We start from the raw sequence: 17,295 nt of genomic DNA, 5'->3' as shown, positions 1-17,295 counted from the left end.
GAGAACGTCCCCGCGCCGACGGCGACCACGCGCATGCATCTGAACGCCTGGTGCTCATGGCCGCAGACCGGGAACAAGGACGACGACGACAGGCTCCTGCACAGGGAGACCAAGCCCATCACGGTTAAGGTCCACGGTTTCGACTACACGCCAAAGAGGGCCGCTGACCCGAGGGAGCACTCGGGCTCCGGCTGGCACCGCCTGAGCAGCTGAGGCAGCCGACCCCGGGCGGCTCGGCCTGTCCGGCTGAGCCGCCCGGGTGATTGAGGCACCCATGAATGCCTGGTTCATTGTCTGATGGATGCCATGTGCCGCAGCGCGGAGCGCCTCCTGGACGGCGCAAAAGCGCGGGCGCGGCCGAAGGGGGATTGACATGTCTGAGCTGCTGCTGGCGACACTCGATACAATCCGACGGCGCTCGGGAATTCTCGCTCCAGGGCCGGTCGTCAGGGAAACCAGCGCCGATGGATCGGAAGTCAGAATCGTCTACAGCGAGTGTCCTGAGTCCACGCTGCCGGACGTCATCGGCCGCGAGATCTCTTTAGCGCGCGAGAGGGGCGCGCAGTTTGAATGGAAGCTCTACGGCCATGATCTTCCCACGCGGCTCCCTGCGGCGCTGCTGGAGGCAGGGCTGATCGCTGGGGGTCGAGAGACGGTTTTGGCTATCGACCTCCGCGAGCTCCCGGAAGCCGTGAGAGCTGGGATGGAGGCGGCCTTGCCGGCGGTTCGAGCCAGCGTTGCCCAACTCGCCGACTACGCTCAGATCTCCCGGGGGTGTGGCCGCAGCGGAGTCGACGCTGAATGTAGCCGACTCGCCGCCGCCATGGCCGACGAGCCCGACCGCCTCCAAGTTCACATCGTCTATGTCGACGGCTCGCCCGTTTCGGCCGGCCGCCTTCTCGTGGACCGGCAGCTCGCGGCGGCAGAGCTGGCCGGGGGCCGCACCGTTCCCGCGCATCGACGGCGCGGACATTTCACCACGACGGTGCTCAGCCGCATAGCGGCGGCCATCGAGGCGGGGGCCGAGACTCTTTGGGTGGACGCGCTGCCGACGTCGGCGCCGATTTTGACCAAGCTAGGCTTCATCCCAGTGACCTGGACCCAACCCTATGCGGTGGACAGCGCCGCAGGCTTGGAGTGATCGCCTGTTGTTCTTGTGCCCTCACGAGGCCCTGGCTCGAAAACGGCTCTCAAAGCCCCGACGCTGCTTGGCCGGCCCTGACGCGCCCAACTTTTCCATGCCTCAACTGATTGAGACGAGACGCCAAACCAAAACAACGTCAGAACCGGCAACCGCCGTTAGGCAACTAGGCCCCGCAAATTCCATGGTCTTACACCGATGGAAAAGCCAATGACAGTTACGATGGCTGGAATGGTAATTAAAACTGCTTTAAACGTTATAAAGAGGTCATTACCCATCAAACGGATCATTGCCCGTGAAACAAAAACGGCGGAGGATGGGGGATTCGAACCCCCGAGGGCTTGCACCCAACACGCTTTCCAAGCGTGCGCCATAGGCCACTAGGCGAATCCTCCTGGCGCGCAATGCGCCCCACAAGCATAGCCGAAATTCTGGACATGCGCCGAATCATCGACGTGACCTCGAACGCACCGCGCGGGGCCTCGCGCTGCAGCGAGTCCCGTATTGAGGAACAGGCTCGTTGTCGATTTCAGGTTGTCGCATTGGCGTCTGGCTGCTGCGCTGAAAGCCATTCGATGCTCTGACGCCTGGAACGGCGTCGATGTGCGGTCGGCTGTCGCGTCTGCGCATTGCACCGGTCGGCGCGGTTCGTCGCCCCGGGGTGATCCGTTGCCCAGGCGCGGTTCGTTGCCCCGACGCGGTCTGTCGCTGCACTGGCGCCTTCCTCGTTGGCGCGGATGTCGGTTGTGCCGTAGACTTGGGCGCGGCTCCTCATGCGGCGTCACCTCGCAAAACTCCCCCAGGGCTGGAAGGCAGCAAGGGTATGCGGGCTCTGGCGGGTGCGTGGGGAGTCCTTTGTTTCGCCCAATGCAGGGGGCGACTGAGTTTTGAGCGGGAGCACAGGCAATCCGGAGAAGCAAAGAGGCCCGGCCAGGATGCAGGCCGATACGGAAAGGCGATTGACCTGAACGGGAACCGCGCTGCCGTGCAGGGCGTCAAGGCTCGGAGGCCTGGCGGCGCTGCAAGCCGAGCGAAGGTCGAGGCGTCCCTCCTGCCCTCGCCTCACTTCACCCTTGCGAGCTGGACGTAGCTGTTGGTGTCAGTCGTAATGAACTCGCCCTTGCGCAGCTCGATCGTGGCGGTGTTCTCGTTTCGGGTGCGGCCGATGTTCGTGAACCAGTAGGTGATCGCGGCGGAGTTGGCGACCATGACGTCGTAATAACCCCGCTCCGTCACGGTCACCTCGTAGGTTCCCTCCGGAATGTCGCTGCCGACCAGCAGCGAGGAGCGCGTCAGCTTTGCGACGTCGGCCTTCGGCTTGTCCGCGGGCACGAGCTGAAGCACCGGCTCGCCCCTGCCCTGCTGGTGATAGCTGACGCCGGCGTTCACCGCCTTCGCGTCGACGTTCACGCTCTGCCCGCTCACCAGGTGGACGTCCGCGAGGTTCTCTCGGGGGATCGGCGAGCGGTCCGAGTTCTCCACAAGGATCCTTCCCAGCGCCTGGCTCCTGTCCTTGTGCATCGTGAACGTCAGGCTGGCCAGCTGCTCGGGCGCCACCGCCTGGATCTTGTAATAGCCGGACGGGATCTGGTTGCCCACCCGGTAGGTGTCCTTGGCGTTGAGGGAGATCGGCGAGCCGCCCGCCCTCTTGGGCGCGGTGTCCTTCCAGCCGGGCGAGGAGGGTGACGCCGTCGCATCCGCAGCCTTGGCGAGCGTGAACTTCGCCGTCGGCGCGGAGCTCGGGTCTCCCGCAATCGGGTTGTAGGCGAGGACGTCGCCGTCGTCGAACCGCTGCCTGACGGGGGCTTCGTCCTTGCGCCCCAGCACCCCGCGGAACGTGCGCGAGCCGTCGGCCTTGTAGATCCTTGTCATGGAGGGGGCGGACGCCTTGACCTTGTAGCTCCCCGCAGGGAAATCGACGCCCGCCACCCATTCGCCCGGGACGGCGATGTCGGCGCGCTCGGAGGTCATCTGGGGTCTGAACAGCAGCTTGGCCCCGCCCTTGACGTTCACGGTGAGGCGTTCGTCCTCGGAGATGTCCATGGTGTAGGCCGCCACATTCGGCGCGGACACCGCCGTCTGCGGTATTTCGAAGTTCTGCGAGTAGAAGGGCCGGGCCTCGGAGACGTCCGGGCGGGAGTCCAAAACGTTGATCGGCTCCTGGGGGCTGCCGCTGACGAAGATTCCGTACCTTCCCGGAGGAATGTCCGTGCCGCCGTCGATCCTCACCGTCTTGCCGTCCTGCGGCAGGTCGAAGCTCCTCTGCCTGGCCTTCCTGTTGTGCCTGTCTTCGACTTTCATCTTCGGGCCGTCGGCCGTGGTAGACGGCGAAGGGGAGGGCTCCGGGCTCAAAGTGGCCTGAAGGCCGCAGCCCGACGCCGCGCACAGTGAAGCTAAGGCCAAGGCCATGATGCTGCGGATCCTCATTGTGTCCCTCCGATAGTCGATGAACCCGTGTTGTGACTGGTTACAATCTTGCCGCATGCGGGCGTCGGCGACCATACGCATGCGCAGGGCGCCACACTTTCTTTGCGAGGGCTTTGCGAAGGGGCTCCTTCGGTTCGTCGGGCGGCGCGCGGGCAGACGCAGGCCGGCCGGGCGTCAGCTCGGGAAGAACGCTCCACGAAATGTCGGAGGACGCCCGTAGACTTATGCCGTGAGCATGGCACTGTACCGACGCTACCGTCCGCAGACCTTTCAGGAGGTCATCGGCCAAGAACACGTGACGAGGCCGATCATGGCCGCGTTGCGCGCCGATCGAACGGCCCACGCGTACCTTTTCTCGGGGCCCCGCGGATGCGGCAAGACGACGTCGGCCCGCATCCTGGCCAGGTGCCTCAACTGCGTCGAAGCTCCGACGGACACGCCCTGCGGGGTCTGCGAGTCGTGCCGCGAGCTGTCGCTGGGAGGAGGGGGAAGCCTCGACGTCGTCGAAATGGACGCGGCGAGCCACGGCGGCGTCGACGACGCCCGCGAGCTCATCGAACGCGCCGCTTTCGCCCCCGCGCGCGACAGGTACAAGATCTTCATCATCGACGAGGCCCATATGGTCTCGAATCAGGGGTTCAACGCGCTTCTCAAACTCGTGGAGGAGCCGCCGCCGCACGTCAAGTTCGTATTTGCCACGACGGAGCCCGAAAAGGTCATCGGGACGATCCGCTCGCGCACCCACCACTATCCTTTCCGGCTCGTCCCGCCGGAGACCCTTGAAAATTACATGGCGGGCATCTGCGACGAGGAGGGAATCGAGGTCGGCGGGGGCGTGCTGCCCCTCGTCGTGCGCGCGGGCGGAGGGTCGGTGCGCGATTCGCTGTCGGTGCTCGACCAGCTCATGGGCGGCAGCGACGGCGGAGAGCTCGACTACGCCCACGCCATAGCCCTGCTCGGATACACCGACGGCTCCCTTTTGGACGACGCCGTCGAAGCCATAGCGGCCAGGGACGGATCGACCCTCTTCGCGGTTGTCGAGCGGGTGGTCCAATCGGGGCACGACCCGAGGCGTTTCGTCGAGGACATGCTCCAGCGGCTCCGCGACCTCATCGTCATCGCCCTGGCGGGAGAGGGGGCAGACGACGCCCTCGTCTCCGTTCCCCGCGACCAGTATCAGCGCATGGTCAACCAGGCCGAGCATCTCGGGGCGCGGGGGGCTTCCCGCTCGGCCGACCTGGCGAACGAGGCGCTCAGCGGGATGGTCGGCGCCACCTCGCCGCGACTCCAGCTCGAACTCCTGTGCGCGCGCCTCCTCCTTCCGGCGCTCGAGGCGCCTGGCGCTGCGGCCGCGGCGGGGAGCGAAGGAGCGCGTGCCGAAGGGCGCGCCGCCGGCTCAGGCGACGCCAACGGACTCGGGGCGAATGCCCGCGGCGCTCAGGCGGGCGAGGGACGTCGCGGCGCGGGCGGCGCCGCGGAATCGGAGGCCGGAAACGGCCACGGCGGGGGCGCCCGGAATGGGGGCTCTGGCGCAAGCCGGACCCCGCGCCCGAACGAAGGCGGCGAAACGGACGGGCGCGCAGATGCGCGATTCGACGGCGACGCCGATGAAGCTCGGCGGCCCGCGGGCCCGCCGGCTCGGCCGGCTTCAGCCCTGCGGCAGTCGACGCCGCAGCGCGGGGGATCGGGGCCGTTCTCCGGCCGCGGAATCTCGCCGACGTGGGCGGCGGGTGCCGACGACGGCCCGGACGAGCCGACGCGCTCGCGAGCGCCGCAACGCGACGAACCGCGTGCTGGGGCCGGGAACGGTTCGGCGGCTGCGAACAAACCGGCGGCGGCTGAGACGGCTGCGGGCGGAAACGAAGCGGCTGCGCAAGAAAGGAAGCCGGGGGAGGAGAGCGGAGTCCCGCCCGTGCGCGAGAGCGCCGGCGCCTCTCGCGAGGGTGTGCAGTCTGCGAGCGGCGACGCGGCAATCGTCCGTCAGCGCTGGGCCGAGGTTGCGGCCGCCGTCGCCCGGTCGTCAAAATCGACGGCCGCACTCATCGACGAACGCAACGCGATGGTCGCCGGGATCCGAGACGGGGTGTTAGGCCTTCAGTTCCGCACGGCGGGGCTCGCCACGACCTTCAACGATCGCGATCATGCGCGCCGTGTGGCTTCCGCCCTCCACGACGTTCTGGGGCTGAGTCTGCGGGTTCGCGGCCTCGTGGGCGGTGATGCGGGCCCAAAAGCGCCTCCCGCCCGTAGCCGGGCGGAGCGACCGGAGCAGGCCAGCCGTCCGGCGTCGCAAGCTCCGTCTCAACCGGCGCCGCAAGCCCCGCCGCCGCTGGTTCCTCCTCGACCGGCCTCCGCGGTTCCGGAAAGCCAGCCCCGGTCCGAGCGGTCCGAGCCAGATGAGCCCCCTGAATCGGAGAATCCGGCTTCCTCCGAGACGCGGAGTCCGAACTCTCCCGAAACGGATCGGAGAGCGCCGAAACCGGCGTCGCGGGCTGCGGAAACGAAGCGGGGCGCCGAAAAGGCGCAGCCTAGCGAAGGCGAGTGGCGGCCCTCGCCGGACATGGAAGAGCGGGGCCTAGTTCTCTCTTCCGATCGAGTCGAGATTCCCGAAGGCCCTCGGCCGACCAGAGATCAGCTTGCGTCCGCGCTTCGAGAGCTTGAGTCCGAGCAGGCGGCGCGCGCTTCCGGGCGTCCGGCGGACGCCTCGAGCCCTGAGGGCCAAGAGCCCTCGCCTGGCGGCAGAGCGTCGGCGTCCGAGGAGGGCACGCCCGGGTCGCCCGTGCCCGAAGCGGCGTCGGATCCGCGAGCGGCTGAAGAGATCGCAGACCCAGACGCGCCTGACACGGCTGGCGTGCGCGTGATCCGGCCGGAAAGCCCCGAAGGCGGGGCCGGGGACGACGCCGATGTCGCGCCCAAGGCGCACGGCCGATCTGCCCTTCCGGCGCAGCCCGAAACTGCTCCAACCGCGTCCCGAGGGTCCGGCTCGACGGCGACCGGCGAACCCGTCCCGGCGGCGCAGACGCGTGCAGAACCCGTCTCCGCGGCGCATGCCGAGCTCGACCCGGCGGCGCGTGCGGAATCCGTCCCCGCGGCGCGCGCCAAAACCGCCCGGGGAAGCGACGCTTTCGGAGGCCTGCCCGAGCCGGTCGAGCTCGACGACGAACCGGACCCGTATTTCCCCGTTCCCGAGCCACAGCCCTTCGGCGGCGCCGCCGCGGCCGACGGTCGAGGGAGCGAGGACCCGGCCGGAGTTCTCGCTCAATTGCTCGACGGCGAGGGCCGCGGCGTCAAGAGAGCCGCGCCCGCTTCAGACACTGCCTCCCCGCTTGGATCGGTTTCGCCTTCGATCGGCGCAGCCTCCTCGGCGTCCGGTGCAACCTCGTCTGCGGGGGGCTCCTCTCCGTCGTCGCCCGGTCCAATTCCATCGCCCGGTCCGGGCTCCTCTCCGTCGTCGCCCGGTCCGGGATCGTCCCAGGCCGGCGCCGCATCGCCGTCCGAATCCGACGACGTTCCCTTCTACGAGCAGCGCATGCCTGTGCCGCAGCGTCCGCGAAACGCCGAGAAACAGGCGGGACCGGGCGAACGCGCGAGGCGCCCGGAGCAGCGCACGCCCGTTCCGCAGCGTCCGCGAAGCGGCGGAGCCGCGCCGCGAGGGGCGGCGTCGATCTCGGAACGGATCATGGCCGCGCACGGGCAGGAGCGGCAGAAACCGCGAGCCGAAAGCGCCGCGGTCGACGACGGCGAGAGCGACGTCAGCCTGTCTGACCCCACGATCTCCCAATCGAAGCTGGTCGGCCTCGACGTCGTCCTCTCGACGTTCGACGGCACGATCATCGAAGAAATAGCCCGAACTGACGGAGGGAACTGATGGCTGGAGTGTACGACGGCGCCGTTCAGGAGCTCATTGACGAACTGGGCCGATTGCCCGGCGTCGGGCCGAAAAGCGCCCAGCGCATAGCCTTCCACGTCCTCGCCGAGGACCCCGAGGAAGTCAAAGCCCTCGCGTCCGCGCTGCTGCGCGTGAAGGAAAAGGTGCGGTTCTGCGAGATATGCGGAAACGTCACGGAGACCGAAGTGTGCTCGATCTGCACCGACCCGCGCCGCATGGACTCGGTCATATGCGTGGTCGAAGAGTCGAAAGACATCGTCGCCATCGAGAGAACCCGCGAATACCGCGGGCGCTACCACGTGCTCGGCGGATCGATCAATCCAATCCAGGGGGTGGGGCCGGACGACCTGCGCATCCGCGAACTCATCTCGCGGCTGAGCGACGGCGCCGTCGCCGAAGTCATCATCGCCACCGACCCCAACATCGAGGGCGAGGCGACGGCCGCGTACCTCATCCGCATCCTTTCGTCGATCGGCGTGGCCGTCTCCAGACTCGCCTCCGGTCTGCCCGTGGGCGGAGACCTAGAATACGCCGACGAAATCACGCTCTCCCGAGCCTTCGAAGGAAGGCAGCGAATCCTGGCCCAGGCTCGACGTCGGCCCAGGGCTCGTCAATGGCACAGGGTTCCCCGACGGCCCAGGGTTCCCCGGCAGCCCAGGGCTCGCCCGGCGGGCCCGCTGCGGACGCCCGTCCGGCGTCAGGCCCGGCCTCGCATGCAGAAGCGGAGCCCGCTCCGACGACGCCCACTGAGGCGGGGCCCGGCGTGGCGTCGCCGGGGCGGTAAACGGCGCGCCCCCGGGGACGAAAGGCTCGAAGGAACCGAGACGAAGGCAATAGTGTGACGAATGCCCGTGTTCAAATTTGAGAATCCGTAGTAGGCCCGCGGCTGCGCGCAGCTAACATAACGGGGACTGAAGGAGTAACACGTGGCTTTAATCGTGCAGAAGTTCGGCGGCTCGTCCGTTTCGGACGCGGCCAGCGTCAAACGCGTCGCACAGAGGATAGTCGACACGAAGAACGCGGGGAACGACGTCGTCGTGGTCGTCTCCGCGATGGGCGACACCACCGACGATCTCATCGACCTCGCCAACGAGATTGCGCCGGACGCCCCCGCCCGCGAGATGGACATCCTGCTGACGGCGGGCGAGCGCATTTCCATGGCGCTCCTGTCAATGGCGGTCAACTCGCTCGGGGTCGCCGCGCACGCCTTCACCGGCCAGCAGGCGGGCCTGCGCACCGACGCCCACTACGGCAAGGCCTCGATCGTCGGCGTAGTCCCGGAGCGGATCGCACGGACGATCAAGTCAGGCTCCGTCGCGATCGTCGCCGGATTCCAGGGGGTCAACGACCGCAACGACGTCACCACCCTCGGGCGCGGAGGGTCCGACACCACGGCCGTCGCGCTCGCGGCGGCCCTGCGCGCGGACGTGTGCGAGATCTACACCGACGTCGACGGCGTGTTCTCCGCGGACCCGCGAATCGTCCCCGCGGCCAGGCAGCTGCCCTACATGACCCACGAGGAAACCCTCGAACTGGCCGCCCACGGCGCGAAGGTCCTTCACCTGCGAGCCGTCGAATTCGCCCGAAAGTTCAACGTGCCCGTGCACGTGCGATCGTCATTCTCAAACAAGGAAGGCACCTGGATCGTGGACGAGAAAACTATGAAAGACAAAGCCCTGGAAGCGCCCGTCGTAGCCGGCGTCGCCCACGACCGCTCCCAAGGGAAGGTCACGATCACGCGCGTGCCCAACGTTCCCGGAATGGCGTCGAAGATCTTCGCCATCGTGGCCGGAATCGACGGCAACATCGACATGATCGTCCAAAACACGGCCGTCGCGGCGCCCGACGTGTCGAACCTGAGCTTCACCCTCCCCAAGGCGGAGGTCGCCGCAGTGGTCGAGGCGCTGAAGAGCCATCGCGGGGAGCTGGGCTTCGGTGAGATTCGCGTGACCGAGGACATCGGCATCTTGTCCGTGGTGGGTGCCGGAATGCGGTCCCACTCGGGCATTTCGGCCAAGCTTTTCGCCACGCTGGGAGACCTGGGCATCAACGCTGACATGATCGCCACCTCGGAGATCCGAATCTCCGTGGTCGTCGACCCCGAGCGCCTCGACGAGGCCGCTCGCGCAGTCCACACAGCATTCGGCCTCGACAGCGAGTCCGAGGCCGTCGTATACGGAGGTACTGGAAGATGACAACCCTCGCAGTCGTTGGAGCGACCGGACAAGTCGGCCGCGTCATGCGCACGCTTCTCGAGGAGAGGAACGTCGACGTCGACGACGTCCGCTTCTTCGCCTCGTCCCGATCCGCGGGCAAAGTGCTCCCCTTCCGGGGCAAGGACGTCGTGGTCGAGGATGTGGCGACCGCCGACCTTTCCGGGATAGACGTGGCCGTCTTCTCCGCCGGAGGAGGCACGTCCCTCGAATACGCCCCGAAGTTCGCGGCCGCCGGCGCGGTGGTGGTCGACAACTCCTCGGCGTGGCGCAAGGACCCCGAGGTTCCGCTCGTCGTCTCCGAGGTCAACCCCCACGCGATCAAGGACCGTCCGAAGGGGATTATCGCCAACCCCAATTGCACGACCATGGCCGCGATGCCCGTCCTCAAGCCGCTTCACGACCGGTACGGGCTGACCCGCCTCGTCGTCTCCTCCTACCAGGCCGTCTCCGGCTCCGGGCTCGCCGGAGTCAAAGAACTCGAAGGGCAGGCACGCTCGGCGCTCGAGCAGGACGTCGCCAAGCTCGCCGTCGACGGGTCGGCGGTGGACCTTCCCGAGCCTTCCGTTTACGTTGCGCCGATCGCCTTCGACGTGGTGGCGCTCGCCGGCAAGATCGTCGACGACGGGTCCGAGGAGACCGACGAGGAGCAAAAGCTCCGCAACGAATCGCGCAAAATCCTGGAGGCGCCGGATTTGGCCGTCTCCGGCACGTGCGTGCGCGTCCCGGTGTTCTCGGGCCACGGTTTGGCCGTCAACGCCGAGTTCGCCAAGCCTGTGACGCCCGACGAAGCCAGGGCTATCCTTGCGGACGCCCCCGGGGTGGAACTCGACGACGTGCCGACGCCGCTGCGCGCAGCCGGCACGGACCCCTGCTACGTGGGCCGGATCCGCACCGACCAGTCGGTGCCCGACGGCCGCGGCCTGGCCATGTTCATCGTGGGCGACAACCTGCGCAAGGGAGCGGCCCTCAACGCCATCCAGCTGGCCGAAATCGTCCTCGCCGAGCTGAAAAGCTCATAGCGCGGGACCGGTTCGCGGGGCCCGGCCGGTCTCGGCTTGCCGGGTTGGGCCGAAGCCTCTTCGATCCAAGTCGGAGGGGCTTGTCCGCCGGCCGACGGCTCTATGACCGGCACTCGCCCGCGTTCTTCGAATTGAGGCGGCCAGCCGCATAGAACGGCCAATCATATAGATCTGTCAATCGCTTGGGCCGGCCAATCATATAGGTCTGCCAATCGCATAAAGCGGGGGCGGGACGGCCTAAAAAGGCCGTCCCGCCCCCGGTGCGTTCAACCGCTCAGCCAGAGCGTCCGCTCGGCCGGGCAACGCGGTTTACGAGTCGTACTTGTCTTCGTCGAATTCCTCGTCGAACTCATCTTCGTCGCCCGATTCCACGGAGGGAGCGCTGTCTCCCGTGATGGGGCTGTCGCCGGTGATCGGGCTGTCGCCGGTGATGGGGCTGGCGCTGGTGATCGGCGTCGCCCCGCTGACCACGATGTAGGAGCGCTCGTCGCGTTGATGGCGCAAGACGTTGTCGATGAAGCTCGCAATCGCCTCGTCCATGGGGATGTCGCGGCCGGCCTGCTCCGAGATGTACCAGCGGTGGTCGAGGAACTGGTGGAACAGCTCGGCCGGCTCGAGCTTGCCCTTGAGCTCGCTTGGCACGGCGTTGATCATCGGTTCGAACACGTTCGTCATCCAGTCGTGTGCGGCGATCGGAAGCGACGAGCTCTTGTTCGCCGCCACGCGGTACTGCTCGATGTCCTGAATGAGCCGTCTCGCCTGGTTCTCCTGAACGTCCATGCCGGTCAGGCGGATGATCTTGCGCGAGAAGTGCCCCGCGTCCACCACCTTCGGCTGGATCCGAATCCTCCGGCCGTCCTCGTCGGCGACGATTTGAAGCTCGTCGACGTCGAAGCCCAGCTCGTTCAAGCGTTTGACGTGCTCGTTCACCCGCCACTTTTCGTCCGTGAAGAACGTGGTCTCTCCGGTGAGCGCGTCCCACAGGGTCGTGTACTGCGCGACCAGCCGGTTCCCGATGTCGATGGTGTCGTAATCCTCGGAAAGGTGGCCCGCCGCCTGCAGATCCATGAGCTCGCCGATGATGTTCGTGCGTGCCACGTCGATGTCATACAGCCGCTTGCCCTGGGTGATCCCGTCGTAGACCTCGCCCGTCTCGGCGTCGACGAGGTATGCGGCGAATTCCCCGGCGTCGCGCCGGAACAGCGCATTGGAAAGGGAAACGTCGCCCCAGAAGAATCCGAGGAGGTGAAGCCGCACGAGCAGAACCGAAAGGGCTCGGATGAGCCTGTCAACCGTCTCGGGGCGCTGATACTGGCCGAACAAAGCGCGGTAGGGAAGCGAGTACGGCAGATGCTCCGAAACGAAGACCGAGTTGAGCGCGTGGCCCGAACGGGTCGTCCTCCCGGTGATGACGGCTATCGGTTCGACGCAGGGCGCGTCCAGCCGCTGAAGCGTGCGCAGCATCTGGTACTCGTGATGGGCCGCGGAATCGCCGATCTCCTTGATGGCCAGAATGCGCCCGTCCAGGTGGACGAATCGCACGACGTGGCGGGAAATGCCCTGAGGAAGCGCAGCCACAATGCTGTCCGGCCATCGGCTCAACGGCTTGTCCCAAGGAAGGTCGAGAAGGGCCGCATCGGGCTTGGCCGCGGTGATCCGCAGCGAGGAGCTCACCGGCCTCGCCTTCTTGGAGGCCTTCGAGCGTCTCGTCGACTCTGACGATACCCGTTCCTTCTTTGGAACTGGTTTGAGTTGTTGAATTGAATTATCCATGATATTTGCGCGTATTGGTTATATTTTACTTATCTCCTCGTCCTTTGAGGTGCCTCTATTTAAATATGGGCTACGCCCAATGGGCGAGAAGACGTCTTTTTCTCCTTCCGCAGCCCCGCCTGGAAACGGCGAGGGCCGGGGCATGCTCTTTCAAACCCCGGCCCCGAACGCCATCAGTTGATCCGTTCGCCACTGCTGGCAGAGAAGAAGTGAATCCGATCCGGGTTCGGCTCCACGAGGATCACTTCCCCGGGAGCTGGAACTCTATCAGGTTCGATGCGAATCGTCACGAGGTCCGAACCGTCGCCGGAGCCGAACTCCTCGACTTCGCGATCGGAGCCGACCACGTGGCCGTAGACGTAAGCGTCCGATCCGAGCTCCTCGACGAGCGTCACCTTGAGCGGTATCTTGCCCAGCGGGGCGCCCTCGTCGGGGTTCGGCGCGTACGTGTCGTCCGAGTTCCACAAGAGGGCCTCTGGGCGGAAGCCGACGACGATTTGCCCGTTGTCTTCGCGGGTGAGGGAGTTCGCGACGCTCGACGGAACGGGAAGGGAAGAGTCGCCGTAGACGGCGGTGTTGCCGACGACGCGCCAGCGCCCCAGGTTCATGGCGGGGGAGCCGATGAATCCGGCGACGAAGGCGTTTGCGGGCGAGGAGTACATCTCATTCGGCATGCCCACCTGCTGGAGCAGGCCGTCCTTGAGCACGGCGATCCTGTCGCCCATCGTCAGGGCCTCGGTCTGATCGTGGGTCACGTACACGGTGGTGATTCCCAGCCGCTTTTGGAGCGAGGCGATCTGGGTGCGGGTTTGGACGCGGAGCTTCGCGTCCAGGTTCGACAGCGGTTCGTCCATAAGGAAGACCCGCGGTTCGCGCACGATTGCGCGGCCCATCGCCACGCGCTGGCGCTGCCCGCCGGAGAGCGCCTTCGGCTTCCGGTCGAGATAGGGCTCGAGGTCGAGGATCTTGGCGGCGTCGACCACGCGTTGGCGGATCTTTTCGCGCGGCACGCCTTGGATTTTGAGGGCGAAGCCCATGTTGTCCGCCACGGTCATGTGGGGGTAGAGGGCGTAGTTTTGGAACACCATGGCGATGTCCCGGTCCTTCGGCGGAACGTAGGTGACGTCGTCGTCGCCGATGTAGACGGTTCCGTCGTCCACTTGCTCCAAACCTGCGAGCATGCGCAGCGAGGTGGACTTGCCGCAGCCCGAAGGCCCGACCAGAACGAGGAATTCTCCGTCGTTGATGTCCAGAGAGAGGTGATCGACTGCGGGCTTCTCCGAGCCCGGGTAGAGGCGAGTAGCCCCGTTAAAGGTCACAGTTGCCATATTCAAATGGTCCCTTCACCGGCAGGAACGTGCCGGACGGTCCGAGTGAAGAGTGCCGAAGTGTCGACTCTGACACGGATGCGTAAAACACCCGTGAACATTATTACACAGAAACGCGCTAAGCAGGGGGCGTCCTTCGATGGCGTAGAGGTGTGCGTAGGCAGATGAACATTGGCGGATACAGGCTCATCAAGCGAATCGGCGCGGGCGGCATGTCCACCGTCTTCGAGGCGGAGGACGGCGCCGGGGTCCGCGTCGCCCTCAAGCTTTTGCATCCGGCCTTGGTGGTGGACTACTCGGGGCGGGAGCGCCTTCGCCGAGAAGTCGCGATGCTCCAGAAGGTGCGCGGCCGCTACGTCGCCGAGGTTTTGGACGCCGAGACCGACGCCGACGAGGCTTTTATCGTGACGGAACTCATAGACGGGCCGACGTTGGAGCAAGACGTCGTCGATTCGGGGGTGTTCGAAGGGGAAGACTTGGTCGAACTCGCCGAGCATCTCCGCCAGGCGGTAGAGGCGATCCACGAGGCGGGGGTCCTCCACCGAGACCTCAAGCCGTCCAACGTCATGCTGGGCCCGGACGGGCCCGTGCTCATAGATTTCGGAATCGCGCAGGTCGATGAGGATTCGCGCCTGACCGTGCCCGGCTCGGTTGCGCACACGCCGGGGTACTGCGATCCGCGCGTCATCAACGGCGCCAACCCAGATGAAGCCGCGGACTGGTGGGCGTTGGCCGCCGTCCTCGCCTTCGCCGCTACGGGTCGGGCGCCTTTCGGCAAGGGCAATCCGCAGGCGATCATGCGCAGGGTTTTCGAGGGGGTGCCGGACATCGTCGGCATTCAGGGCCCGGCGGCTGCCGCCTTCGTGCGCGCTCTCGCGCCGGACATCGAGGACCGGATTGGGATCGACGAACTCGTCGCGGTGCTCAAGACCGGCCGGTTCGACGACGCCTCTTCCGGGCCGCGCGCCGCCTTCGCCGGCATCGCCGGCGTGATGGGGGGAGTCGGAAACCTTGCCGCCGCGGACTCCGCAACGGGGGAGGGCGACACCTTTGAGCCCCTCGTCACCGGCGAAACCGCCTCGCGAGGCGGCGCCACCGAGGTATTGGGCCAGTACCCGGGAAGGCCCGAGGGCGCCACCGAAGTGTTGGGCGGAACGGCGGACGCAGGCGCCACCGAGGTTCTCGGCGGCTCTGCAGTCGGGGACGGAGCAGCCGAAGCGCTTCGATCTCCCGGCGCTCTCGGATACGACGACGGGCCCGACGGATACGGCGACGCAGACTACGACGCCCGTCAGAGCGACGACGCCCGCGGGTGGGATGAAGGCCCGGAAACCGCCCTCCGGATGCGGAGAGCCCAGCTGGGAGGGTCGGCGACGGAAGTCCTCGGAGCGTCTGGACTCAGCGGCGGCCGGACCGAGATCCTTCCCTCCGGCGGGTTTGACTCCGGCGGCCGAACCGAGGTTCTCGCCGCCGACGGCGCCGATTACGGTGAGGGGCGAACCGAGGTTCTTCCCTCCGGCGGCGCCGATTACGGCGGCGGACGCACTGAGGTCCTTCCCGCCGGAGGGGGCGGCTCCGGGGGCGGCCGAACTGAGATCCTTCCCGTCGGGGATTTCGGCGTCGGCGACGACGCTCGGTCCGGTTCTCGGGCCGCGCCGCCGACCGAGGTCATCTCGGCTGAGCCCCCGATGGCTGCCCCGCCGTCCCAGATGCCGCCGTCGGTCCCCGTCGCGCCGCTTCCCGAAGAGCTAGGGCGCCGCGGAAATCTCGGCCAAGAGTTTGGGCAGGCGCAAGCCGGGCTCCAACCCTCGCAGCCGCAGCCTCCGGGCTCGCTCAATCCGCCGACGTGGAATGAGTTCATCGGCGGGCAGGGGCCCGACGCGCCGGGCGAAACCCCGGAATGGATGCGTCCTGCGCCGACTGTCCGCCTTATCGTGTTTCTCGGTGCCCTCGCGATTCTTTCCTTCGCCGTTCGATTCCCGATAGCGGGAATGGGCGCGTATGCCTTTGCGGCGTTCGCACTCGCAATGATCGGGTCGTCCTGCCGGAGCCTCAACGCCCGGCGCCGAGCCCGCGGCGGCAAGTTCTCGGGCGAGAAATGGGGCGTGGCGCTGAGGCTGCCCGGCATATTCCTGAAAACCGTCTTCGAGCAGGCGTTGAGCATCGGCATCGGCGTCGCCCTAGGCGGGGCTGCGCTGTGGGGCTTGAGCCTCGCGGTTCCCTCGGAGCCCCGGCTCGGCACTTTTGCCGGCGTCGTCATAGCGATGACAGTCGCGTGGTTCAACGCCCTCAACGCCCCCGCGAGGCTCGGCGCCCGCAACCTCATGGCCGCGATCGCCCCGGTCAGGTCGTACAAGTACTTCTGGGGTGTGGTCCTCGTCGCTCTCACCGCGCTCGGCGTCCTCTACTCCTCCGCTCGGCAGTATCCCGATTGGGCGCCGTTTGACGACACGCCTTCCTTCCTAAAGACGGAGTAGCGCGATTGAGAGGCGGAGCGGCGCGGTGGGACGGGGGATGTCTTCGACGGCCCCCGCGAACAAACGGTGACAGAACGATCACAAGAGCTTACTAGTTTCTCCACAGCATGCTCGCCTACAATCGTGCGCATGGCTTCACGAAACACCCCGGGGATGATGAATTCGCCCTATATGACGAAGCAGCAGAGGCAGCAGCAGGCCCGCGAGAAAGCCCGCCTTCTCCAGCAGGCGGAGGCGAAACGCGCCAAGCGCACGCGCTTGCTCGTGGCGTTGGGCAGCTCCTTTGCTGTCATCCTCGTCGTCGCAGCCGTCGTCTTTGTCATCTGGAGCGGCACGAAGAAGGGAGAGGAGACGAAGCCGAAGGAAAGTCCAAGCGCGAACGTTTCGGCCGACGGCGTCATCTCCGTCGGGAAGGGCTCTTCCGAAGGCACAACTCGGGCGGGCGCGAAGAACGCCGGCAAACCGAGGGTTCGCATCTACTCCGACTACGCGTGCACCCACTGCAACGACCTCGAGAAGGAATACGGCAACAAGCTTGTGAACCTCGCTGGCAAAGGCGAGATAACCCTTGAGATCGTTCCCCTGTCGGTCCTCCAGCAAAAGTTCTCGGACGTAGCCAGCCAGGCCGACTATTACATCGCCGAAAAGGCTCCGCAGTACTACGCCGCTTTCCACACGAAGTACTTCGCCGACGTCTCCGCCCCGATCTTCGCCCGGCAGAAGGGCATTCCCTCGGAGTCGGAGCATAAGAAGGTCGCGCTCGACGTCGCAAAGAAGGTTGGCGTGCCCGACAACGTGCTCAAAGGCCTCGACAGCACCCTGAGCAAGAATCGCTACGGTCCTTTCCTCCAGCATGCGGCCAAGAAGTTCGCCGACGCCGGGCACCAAGGCACCCCGACCGTCACGATCAACGGGAAGAGGCTCGAGGACTGGACCGAGGGCAAGCTGCTGACCGAAGTTGAAAAAGTCGCCGGCCACAAGCTCGAGGCCTCCGACGCCGAACCGGCGACGCCGAAGGGCTGACAGGC

At 66.6% G+C, this 17,295-nt stretch carries 10 protein-coding genes, 1 tRNA gene, 1 other RNA gene and 1 pseudogene; 9 read left to right on the top strand and 4 right to left on the bottom strand.

The annotated features are described in order from the left end of the window. The coding region (locus tag ACO48X_RS05250; protein ID WP_485001069.1) for a hypothetical protein at positions 1–213 on the top strand (213 nt) is incomplete at its 5' end. Between the two features lie 160 nt (positions 214–373). After that, positions 374–1,141 carry a hypothetical protein gene (locus ACO48X_RS05245; protein ID WP_485001068.1) on the top strand — a complete coding sequence of 256 codons (768 nt, stop codon included), beginning with the start codon at positions 374–376 and terminating at the stop codon, positions 1,139–1,141. 310 nt (positions 1,142–1,451) lie between these two features. Here the strand turns inward: ACO48X_RS05245 and ACO48X_RS05240 are convergent. After that, positions 1,452–1,536 (bottom strand) — tRNA-Ser (locus ACO48X_RS05240). A 367-nt stretch (positions 1,537–1,903) separates the two neighbouring features. Between ACO48X_RS05240 and ffs the strand changes: the two genes are divergently transcribed. Then, positions 1,904–2,000, top strand: an RNA gene (gene ffs / locus ACO48X_RS05235) — signal recognition particle sRNA small type. A gap of 203 nt (positions 2,001–2,203) precedes the next feature. Here the strand turns inward: ffs and ACO48X_RS05230 are convergent. Then, positions 2,204–3,568, bottom strand: a complete 1,365-nt coding sequence (locus ACO48X_RS05230) for a hypothetical protein (RefSeq protein WP_485001067.1) — start codon at positions 3,566–3,568, stop codon at positions 2,204–2,206. Positions 3,569–3,803: 235 nt separating this feature from the next. Here ACO48X_RS05230 and ACO48X_RS05225 point away from each other — a divergent pair, with 235 nt between their 5' ends. The 4 genes and pseudogenes from ACO48X_RS05225 to ACO48X_RS05210 all read left to right on the top strand — a co-directional run bounded on the left by ACO48X_RS05225 (position 3,804) and on the right by ACO48X_RS05210 (position 10,689). Continuing rightward, positions 3,804–7,433: a DNA polymerase III subunit gamma and tau gene (locus ACO48X_RS05225; RefSeq protein ID WP_485001075.1), complete on the top strand. Its 3,630-nt coding sequence runs from the start codon at positions 3,804–3,806 to the stop codon at positions 7,431–7,433. Next, a pseudogene (recR, locus tag ACO48X_RS05220) lies at positions 7,433–8,032 on the top strand (recombination mediator RecR); the annotation flags it as partial. The gene ACO48X_RS05225 and the pseudogene recR, both read left to right, overlap by 1 nt. Before the next feature lie 348 nt (positions 8,033–8,380). Beyond that, entirely contained in the window at positions 8,381–9,649 is a 1,269-nt protein-coding gene (locus tag ACO48X_RS05215) for an aspartate kinase (protein WP_485001066.1), read from the top strand. Continuing rightward, positions 9,646–10,689 (top strand): aspartate-semialdehyde dehydrogenase, encoded by a 1,044-nt coding sequence (locus ACO48X_RS05210; RefSeq protein ID WP_485001065.1) that lies wholly within the window; start codon positions 9,646–9,648, stop codon positions 10,687–10,689. Before ACO48X_RS05215 ends, ACO48X_RS05210 begins: the two co-directional genes overlap by 4 nt. A 309-nt stretch (positions 10,690–10,998) precedes the next feature. Here ACO48X_RS05210 and ACO48X_RS05205 read toward each other — a convergent pair whose 3' ends face one another. Together ACO48X_RS05205 and ACO48X_RS05200 are read right to left on the bottom strand one after the other, a co-directional pair. Further along, positions 10,999–12,363 (bottom strand): DUF4032 domain-containing protein, encoded by a 1,365-nt coding sequence (locus ACO48X_RS05205; RefSeq protein ID WP_485001064.1) that lies wholly within the window; start codon positions 12,361–12,363, stop codon positions 10,999–11,001. A gap of 272 nt (positions 12,364–12,635) precedes the next feature. Further along, positions 12,636–13,790, bottom strand: a complete 1,155-nt coding sequence (locus ACO48X_RS05200) for an ABC transporter ATP-binding protein (RefSeq protein WP_485001063.1) — start codon at positions 13,788–13,790, stop codon at positions 12,636–12,638. A gap of 164 nt (positions 13,791–13,954) precedes the next feature. Between ACO48X_RS05200 and ACO48X_RS05195 the strand changes: the two genes are divergently transcribed. Together ACO48X_RS05195 and ACO48X_RS05190 are read left to right on the top strand one after the other, a co-directional pair. After that, the gene (locus ACO48X_RS05195) at positions 13,955–16,267 is read left to right on the top strand and encodes a serine/threonine protein kinase (protein ID WP_485001062.1); all 2,313 of its coding nucleotides are present in this window, start codon (positions 13,955–13,957) and stop codon (positions 16,265–16,267) included. 129 nt (positions 16,268–16,396) lie between these two features. After that, on the top strand, positions 16,397–17,290 hold the full coding sequence (locus tag ACO48X_RS05190; protein ID WP_485001061.1) for a DsbA family protein: 894 nt from the start codon (positions 16,397–16,399) through the stop codon (positions 17,288–17,290). Positions 17,291–17,295 lie beyond the last annotated feature (5 nt).

The organism is Peptidiphaga sp. (genome assembly GCF_057238965.1).
The sequence above is the reverse complement of the archived record's forward strand: the minus strand, read 5'-3'. Positions and strand labels throughout refer to the sequence as shown.

Excerpts from the sequence above, each read along its gene's own strand:
- ACO48X_RS05195 (WP_485001062.1), top strand. The coding sequence starts at position 13,955 with ATGAACATTGGCGGATACAGGCTCATCAAGCGAATCGGCGCGGGCGGC.
- ACO48X_RS05230 (WP_485001067.1), bottom strand. The coding sequence starts at position 3,568 with ATGAGGATCCGCAGCATCATGGCCTTGGCCTTAGCTTCACTGTGCGCG.
- ACO48X_RS05190 (WP_485001061.1), top strand. The coding sequence starts at position 16,397 with ATGGCTTCACGAAACACCCCGGGGATGATGAATTCGCCCTATATGACG.
- ACO48X_RS05245 (WP_485001068.1), top strand. The coding sequence starts at position 374 with ATGTCTGAGCTGCTGCTGGCGACACTCGATACAATCCGACGGCGCTCG.
- ACO48X_RS05225 (WP_485001075.1), top strand. The coding sequence starts at position 3,804 with ATGGCACTGTACCGACGCTACCGTCCGCAGACCTTTCAGGAGGTCATC.
- ACO48X_RS05200 (WP_485001063.1), bottom strand. The coding sequence starts at position 13,790 with ATGGCAACTGTGACCTTTAACGGGGCTACTCGCCTCTACCCGGGCTCG.
- ACO48X_RS05210 (WP_485001065.1), top strand. The coding sequence starts at position 9,646 with ATGACAACCCTCGCAGTCGTTGGAGCGACCGGACAAGTCGGCCGCGTC.